The organism is Streptomyces sp. NPDC001027 (assembly GCF_040299045.1).
Classification (GTDB): Bacteria; Actinomycetota; Actinomycetes; order Streptomycetales; family Streptomycetaceae; genus Streptomyces.
Genome location: NZ_JBEPBI010000309.1, coordinates 1 through 7,668 on the forward strand (window position 1 = coordinate 1; position 7,668 = coordinate 7,668).

Sequence of the window (7,668 nt, forward strand, 5' to 3'; positions counted from 1 at the left end):
GGCCGGGCCGGGCCGGGCGGGGTCGTCAGCGGCCCACCGCGTATCCCTGCATGCCGCGCGGGTTCGCGGCCGCCGACAGGATCCCGGTCGCCGGATCGCGGGCGACCGCGCACAGACGGCCCTCGGACCAGGCGTGGCCGACGGTCACCCGGTGACCGCGTCGCCGCAGCTCCTGCACCACCGCCGCCGGCATCCGGGACTCCACGGTGAGACTGCCGGGCCGCATGCCGCGCGGGAAGAAGGAGCCGGGGAAGCCGTCGGTGTGCCAGTTGGGCGCGTCGATCGCCCCCTGCAGGTCGAGTCCGCCGCGCACCCGCGCGCGCAGGGCGACCCCCAGGAGGAAGTGGAGCTGCCACTGGTCCTGCTGGTCGCCGCCGGGCGTGCCGAACGCCAGGACCGGGACCCCGTCGCGCAGCGCGAGCGAGGGCGTGAGGGTGGTGCGGGGGCGGCGCCCCGGCGTGAGGGAGTTCGGCAGGCCCTCCTCCAGCCAGGTCATCTGCAGCCGTGTGCCGAGCGGGAAGCCCAGCTCGGGCACGACCGGGTTGGACTGCAGCCAGCCTCCGCTGGGCGTCGCCGCGACCATGTTGCCCCAGCGGTCGACGACGTCGAGGTGGCAGGTGTCGCCGCGGACGGCCCCGTCGACGGCGACCGGCGGCTCGCCGGGCACGGGCGACGCCGGCCCTTTGGCTACGGTCGGCTCGCCGACGCCCAGGGGGCCGGCGCCGGGGTCGTCCACGGCGATCACGTGCGCGTGCGCGCTCAGCCGCGGGGTGCGCCCGCCGGGGCTGCCGGGCCGCAGCCCGTACGACGCCTCGTCGCCGATCAGTCGTCGGCGCCCCGCGTTGTAGCCGGGGGCGAGCAGAGCCTCCAGCGGGACCTCGGCCGCGTCGCCGTACCAGGCCTCGCGGTCGGCCATGGCGAGCTTGCAGCCCTCCACCAGGAGATGGACGTAGGCGGCGGAGCCGTACTCGGGCAGTTCGGGCGGGAGCAGCGCGAGCTGCTGCAGGAGGGCCGGGCCCTGGCTCCAGGGGCCGGCCTTGCACACGGTCCAGCCGTTCCAGTCGTACGTCGCCGGCGCCTCGTAGGACGCGGACCAGCCGGCGAGGTCGGTGGCCGTGAGCGTGCCCGTGTGACGCTCGCCGCTGGTGTCCAGGGTGGGGCGCTCCGACTGCCGCACGAGCGCCTCGGCGACGAACCCGGACCGCCACACCTCCCGCGCGGCCTCGATCCGGGCCTCCCGGTCGCCCGCCGGGGCGGTCTCGGCGAGCAGCCGCTTCCAGGTGGCGGCGAGCGCCGGGTTGCGCAGCAGCTCACCCGGGCGCGGCGACCGGCCGCCGGGCAGGTACACCTGCGCCGACGAGGTCCACTCCGTCTCGAACAGCTCCCGTACCGTCTCGACGGTCGCGCCGACGTTCTCCACGGGCGCGTGCCCGTGCTCGGCGTATGCGATCGCGTACTTCAGCACGTCGTCGAGGGACTTGGTGCCGTGGTCCCGCAGGAGGAGCAGCCATGCGTCGACCGCGCCGGGGACCGCGGCGGCGAGGGGGCCCGTGCCGGGCACGAGGTCGAGGCCGAGACCGCGGTAGTGCGCGACCGTCGCCCCGGCCGGCGCCACGCCCTGCCCGCACAGCACCCGCACCTCTCCGCCGGCCGGGGCGAGCAGGATCGGGACCTCGCCTGCGGGCCCGTTGAGGTGCGGCTCGACGACGTGCAGCACGAACGCCCCGGCCACGGCCGCGTCGTAGGCGTTGCCGCCGTCCTCCAGCACGGCCATCGCCGACTGCGAGGCCAGCCAGTGCGTGGAGGAGACCATGCCGAAGGTGCCCTGGAGGGTGGGGCGGGTGGTGAACACGGGGGCTCCTCACTGCGCGTGCGGCCGACCTCGCGATCGTACGCATCCGCCCCGCGCCCGGCCCGGAGACCGCGGTCTGTCTCCGCCGTCGTGGGACGCCGTGCCCGGCGTGACGGTGCGGTGGGGCCCCGGAGAACGCGCCCGCCCCGCACAGGCGGTGTCCCCTATGAGCCGTGAAGGGCGGTGATGTCCCGGTGGATCCGGGCCCCTTCGTCATCGCGCGGCCACGGAGCGAGTTCGCACTTCCGCCCCACAGGGAGTCGTGTGACACTGGCGTCTGCCGTCCGCACCGCGGACCCCGTCCACACCGTCCCCCACGAAAGTGCTCTGTGCGCTCTCTCCCACTGCCGCTCGCCCTCACCGCGCGTCTGACCCCGGTGGTCGTGCTCGCCTGTGCCGGCTGGGCGATGTCGTCCGGCCCCTCCGACGAACCGCAGGACACGGCGAGCAAGGACACGCGCAAGGCCCAGTCCGACACGTCGTCCGGACAGCCCTCCAGCGCCGCCCCCAAGACGTACGCGGCCGCGCCCGCTCCGTGCACCGGCGTGAGCGTGAAGACGGTCGCCTCGCTCGTGCCGGGCGCCAAGTCTGCGGGCAAGGAGATCCCGTCCACGGACACCGCGCTGCGCCGCACCTGCTCCTGGAACGCGCTCAAGGGCTACGACTACCGCTGGCTCGACGTCTCCTTCGAGATCGCCGAGTCGGACGCGGCGGCGCAGAGCTCGTACAAGGAGCGCACCACGGAGAAGAGCGGCGGCGGGGCGGTGCCGGGGCTCGGCGACGAGGGCTACTCGGTGGTGAACCTCACGACCGAGGACAAGCAGCAGACCCGCGAGGGCGTCGTCATCGCCCGGGTCGCCAACGCGCTGGTGATCGTCAACTACAACGGCAGCGACTTCGAGTCGAAGAAGGCGCCCGCCACCGACGAGATCAACAAGGGCGCCATCAGGGCCGCGAAGGAAGCGGTGGCGGCCCTGCAGAGCAGCGGCAAGTCCTGAGGACTCCGCGGGCCGTTCGTCCCGTCCGGCACGCCTGCGGCACGCGCGCGGGGAAGCGCACGTGCCGCGGACGCCCGTCTCAGACGGCGCTGTCCTCCTGCCGGCCGCGCGGCAGCATCAGGGCCAGGTACACCACGATCGAGGTGCCGAGGCCGACGGCCCAGCCGTAGTCCGCGAGGGGTTCCAGCGCCGGGATCGGACGGCCGTCGAACAGCGGCTTGAAGCTGGCGCCGCCGATCGCGAGGACGCCGCCGGCCACGAACGCGGCCACGGCCCGCCAGTTCCAGCCGCCCTCGTACCAGTAGCGGCCGCCGGCCCGGTACAGGTCGGTCAGGTCGAGTCGGCCGCGGCGCAGGATCCAGTAGTCGGCGATGAGGATGCCGGCGACCGTGCCCAGCAGACCGCCGACCAGACCGAGCCAGGTGAAGATGTAGCCCTGCGGGTCGGAGTACAGCTTCCACGGGAAGATCAGCACGCCGAGCACGCAGGTGGCGAGTGCGCCGGTGCGGAAGCTGACCTTGCGGGGCGCGACGTTGGAGAAGTCGAAGGCGGGCGACACCAGGTTGGCCGCGATGTTCACCGACAGCGTCGCCACCAGCACGGTCACCAGCGCGAACAGCAGCCCGACGGCGTTGTCGGTCTTCGCGGCGAGCTGTACCGGGTCCCAGATCGTCTCGCCGTAGACGGCCTGCGAGCCGGAGGTGACCATCACCGACAGCAGCGCGAACAGCGTCATCGTCGTGGGAAGACCGAGAGCCTGTCCCCAGGTCTGCGCCCGCTGCGACTTCCCGTAGCGGGTGAAGTCGGGGATGTTCAGCGACAGCGTCGACCAGAAGCCGATCATGCCCATGAGGGACGGCCAGAAGAGCTTCCAGAAGTCGCCGCCCCAGCCGAGCTTGGAGGGCTGGTCCAGCAACGGACCGAAACCGCCTGCTTTGTTGCTCATCCAGATCAGCATCACGAGCGCGCCGACGAGGACGAAGGGAGCGGCCCAGTTCTCGAAGCGGCGGATCGTCTCCATGCCCCGATAGATGATCGCGACCTGGATCGCCCAGAAGATCGCGAACGACAGCCACATGGTCCAGGCGTAGCCGCCGATCTTCCCGGCGTCGCTCCAGCCGCCGCCGATCAGCTTGCCGGCGAGGAAGTAGATCGCCTCGCCGCCGATCCAGGTCTGGATGCCGAACCAGCCGCACGCCACCAACGCCCGTACCACGGCAGGGAGGTTGGCGCCGCGTATGCCGAAGGAGGCACGGGCGAAGACCGGGAAGGGGATGCCGTACTTGGGTCCCGCGTGCCCGGTGAGCAGCATCGGCACCAGCACGATCACATTGGCCAGGGCGATGGTGAACACCGCCTGCTTCCAGTCCATGCCGACGGCGATCAGACCGGAGGCCAGCGTCCACGACGCCGTGTTGTGGGCCATGCCGACCCACAGCGCGGAGAAGTTGTACGTGGTCCAGGTGCGCTTCTCCACCGGGACCGGGAGCAGGTCCTCGTTGGCGTAGGGGCCGCTGGGCTGCGGCGAACCGGGGGCGATCTCCACCCGGCCGTCGGCGAGGGTGACTTGGGCGGTCGGCGGTATGGCCGTGGGAGCGGTGTCGGTCATGGGCAGGCCAATCAAACGAGGGGCGGATCCGGAAAGGCCGTGCGGGTCTCCGGCCCCCTCCTCCCCGGACGGTGGAGGAGGGGAGAACTGGAGTGGGGGGACGGGGAGGGCAGCGGTGGGGAGCCGCTCGGGGGAAGAGGGGGTCAGCCGTTGACCGCGGGGATCACCGTCGTGCCGTAGGCGTCGATGACCTTCTCCTGGGCGTCGTGCATGTCGTAGACGGCGAACTGGTCGACGCCGAGGTCGCGCAGGGCGTTCAGCTTCTCGATGTGCTTGTCGACCGGTCCGATGAGGCAGAAGCGGTCGACGATCTCGTCGGGCACGAACGCGGTGTCGGGGTTGTCGCTGCGGCCGTGGTGCGAGTAGTCGTACCCCTGCCGGGCCTTGATGTAGTCGGTGAGCTCCTCGGGGACCTGGGAGGAGTGCTCGCCGTACTTCGACACCAGGTCGGCCACGTGGTTGCCGACCATGCCGCCGAACCACCGGCACTGCTCGCGGGCGTGGGCCAGCGCCTGCGGGGAGTCGTCGTCGGTGACGTACGCGGGGGCGGCCACGCAGATCCTGACCTCGGCCGGGTCGCGTCCGGCGGCGGCCGCGGCGTCCTTCACGGCCTTCACCATGTACTCGGTGAGGTACAGGTCGGCGAGCTGGAGGATGAAGCCGTCGGCCTCCTCGCCGGTCATCTTCAGCGCCTTCGGCCCGTACGCGGCCATCCAGACGGGCAGCCGGGCGTCGTCCTTGATCCAGGGGAACCGTACGACCGTCCCGCCGAGGTCGGCCTCCTGGCCGGAGCCGAGCGCGCGGATGACCTTCATGGCCTCGCTGATCCGGGCGAGGGTGTTGGGCGCGCGGCCGGCGACGCGCATCGCGGAGTCGCCGCGGCCGATGCCGCAGACGGTGCGGTTGCCGAACATGTCGTTGAGGGTGGCGAAGGTGGAGGCGGTGACCTCCCAGGTGCGGGTGCCGGGGTTGGTCACCATGGGACCGACGGTCAGCCGGTCGGTGTTCGCGAGGATCTGACTGTAGATCACGAACGGTTCCTGCCAGAGCACGGCGGAGTCGAAGGTCCAGCCGTAGGTGAAGCCGCTGCGTTCTGCGCGCTGCATCAGGTCGACGACCTTGGAGGCCGGCGGGTCGGTCTGCAGGACGAGTCCGAAGTCCATGGGCGCTGCTCCTAGTAGAGGTACTGACAGGTGGAGCGCGGGGTGTAGACGCCGTGTCCGGCGTGTCCGGTGTACTCCCGCTCGGTGATGACGAGTTCGCCTCGCGACAGCACCGTCTCGACGCGGCCGGTGATCCGCTTGCCCTCGTAGGCCGAGTAGTCGACGTTCATGTGGTGGGTCTCGGCGGAGACGGTCTGCTCGGCCTGCGGGTCGTAGATCACGACGTCGGCGTCGGCGCCCGGGGCGATGGTGCCCTTCTTGGGGTACATGCCGAACATGCGGGCCGGGGTGGCGCAGGCGATCTCGATCCAGCGGCGGCGGCTGATGTGCCCGTCGACGACGGCCTGGTGGAGCAGGTCCATGCGGTTCTCGACGCCCGGCAGGCCGTTGGGGATCTTCGAGAAGTCGCCCCGGCCGAGCTCCTTCTGGCCCTCGAAGCAGAAGGGGCAGTGGTCGGTGGAGACGACCTGGAGGTCGTTGGTGCGCAGCCCCTGCCACAGCTTGGCCTGGTGCTCCTTGGGCCTGAGCGGAGTGCTGCACACGTACTTCGAGCCCTCGAAATCGGGTTCGGCGAGGTTGTCGGTCGACAGGAACAGGTACTGCGGACAGGTCTCGCCGAAGACGTTCAGCCCGTCGTCGCGCGCCCTGGCCAGTTCCGCAACCGCTTCCATCGCCGATACGTGCACCACGTACAGCGGCGCCCCGGCGACCTGCGCGAGCTTGATGGCGCGATGGGTGGCCTCGGCCTCCAGGAGGGCCTTGCGGACCTCGCCGTGATACCTCGGGTCCGTCTCGCCGCGCGCGAGGGCCTGTTCGACGAGGACGTCGATGGCGATGCCGTTCTCCGCGTGCATCATGATCAGTCCGCCGTTCTCGGCGGAGCGCTGCATGGCGCGCAGGATCTGGCCGTCGTCGCTGTAGAAGACGCCGGGGTAGGCCATGAACTGCTTGAAGGAGGTGACGCCCTCCTCCACCAGGCGGTCCATCTCCTTGAGCGTGTCCTGGTTCACGTCGGAGACGATCATGTGGAAGCCGTAGTCGATCGCGCAGTTGCCCTCGGCCTTCGCGTGCCAGGCGTCGAGGCCTTCGCGCAGGCTGTGCCCGACGCTCTGCACGGCGAAGTCGACGATGGTCGTCGTGCCGCCCCAGGCGGCGGCCCGGGTGCCGGTCTCGAAGGTGTCGGAGGCCGAGGTGCCGCCGAACGGCAGCTCCATGTGGGTGTGGACGTCCACCCCGCCCGGGATCACGTACTTCCCGGCGGCGTCGATGACGCGCTCGGCGGTCCAGGCTTCGGCGGCCGGGGCGCCGGAGACGGCGAGGGCGGCGATGCGGCCGTCCTCGATCAGGACGTCGGCGTGGATCTCGTCGGACGCGGTGATGACGAGACCACCCCGGATGACGGTTCGGCTGCTCATTCTCCCTCTCCTGCCGTGTGCAACGCTGTCGTCGTGTCTGAGGGGCGCCGCCGGTCCGGCCCCCGTGCACCGGACCGGCGGCAGTCGCGGCCGGTTACGGCGCGGTCAGCGGGCCGTAGGCGTCCGGGCGGCGGTCGCGGTAGAACTGCCAGCGGTCGCGGACCGCGCGCAGCTTCGCCATGTCGAGGTCGCGGACGACGAGTTCTGGCTCCTTGTCGCTGGCCACCTCCCCGACGAACTGGGCCTCCGGGTCCACGAAGTACGAGGTGCCGTAGAAGTCGTTGTCGCCGAGTTCCTCGACGCCGACCCGGTTGATGGCGCCGACGAAGTACTCGTTGGCGACGGCCGCCGCCGGCTGCTCCAGCTGCCACAGATACGCGGACAGGCCGCGGGAGGTCGCCGACGGGTTGAAGACGATCTCGGCCCCCTCGAGCCCCAGCGCGCGCCAGCCCTCGGGGAAGTGGCGGTCGTAGCAGATGTAGACGCCGACCCGGCCGACGGCCGTGTCGAACACCGGCCAGCCGGCGTTCCCGGGGCGGAAGTAGAACTTCTCCCAGAAGCCCTTCACCTGGGGGATGTGGTGCTTGCGGTACTTGCCGAGGTAGGAACCGTCCGCGTCGATCACGGCCGC

The 7,668-nt window shown here is 71.4% G+C and carries 6 protein-coding genes; 1 reads left to right on the forward strand and 5 read right to left on the reverse strand.

Going from position 1 to position 7,668, the window contains the following annotated elements:
- Window positions 1-25 precede the first annotated feature (25 nt).
- A complete protein-coding gene (locus ABT300_RS38920; RefSeq protein ID WP_351686363.1) occupies window positions 26-1,852 on the reverse strand; it encodes a gamma-glutamyltransferase family protein in 1,827 nt (608 codons plus the stop codon).
- Between the two features lie 329 nt (window positions 1,853-2,181).
- Here ABT300_RS38920 and ABT300_RS38925 point away from each other — a divergent pair, with 329 nt between their 5' ends.
- Window positions 2,182-2,850: a hypothetical protein gene (locus tag ABT300_RS38925; RefSeq protein ID WP_351686366.1), complete on the forward strand. Its 669-nt coding sequence runs from the start codon at window positions 2,182-2,184 to the stop codon at window positions 2,848-2,850.
- Window positions 2,851-2,929: 79 nt separating this feature from the next.
- Here ABT300_RS38925 and ABT300_RS38930 read toward each other — a convergent pair whose 3' ends face one another.
- The 4 genes from ABT300_RS38930 to ABT300_RS38945 all read right to left on the reverse strand — a co-directional run.
- On the reverse strand, window positions 2,930-4,459 hold the full coding sequence (locus ABT300_RS38930; RefSeq protein WP_351686368.1) for an NCS1 family nucleobase:cation symporter-1: 1,530 nt from the start codon (window positions 4,457-4,459) through the stop codon (window positions 2,930-2,932).
- A 143-nt stretch (window positions 4,460-4,602) separates the two neighbouring features.
- Window positions 4,603-5,622, reverse strand: a complete 1,020-nt coding sequence (locus ABT300_RS38935; protein ID WP_351686371.1) for a TIGR03842 family LLM class F420-dependent oxidoreductase — start codon at window positions 5,620-5,622, stop codon at window positions 4,603-4,605.
- Between the two features lie 11 nt (window positions 5,623-5,633).
- Window positions 5,634-7,037: a dihydropyrimidinase gene (hydA, locus tag ABT300_RS38940; protein WP_351686373.1), complete on the reverse strand. Its 1,404-nt coding sequence runs from the start codon at window positions 7,035-7,037 to the stop codon at window positions 5,634-5,636.
- A gap of 94 nt (window positions 7,038-7,131) precedes the next feature.
- Window positions 7,132-7,668, reverse strand: a 537-nt coding sequence (locus ABT300_RS38945) for a nitrilase-related carbon-nitrogen hydrolase (RefSeq protein ID WP_351686375.1), incomplete at its 5' end; no start/stop codon positions are given.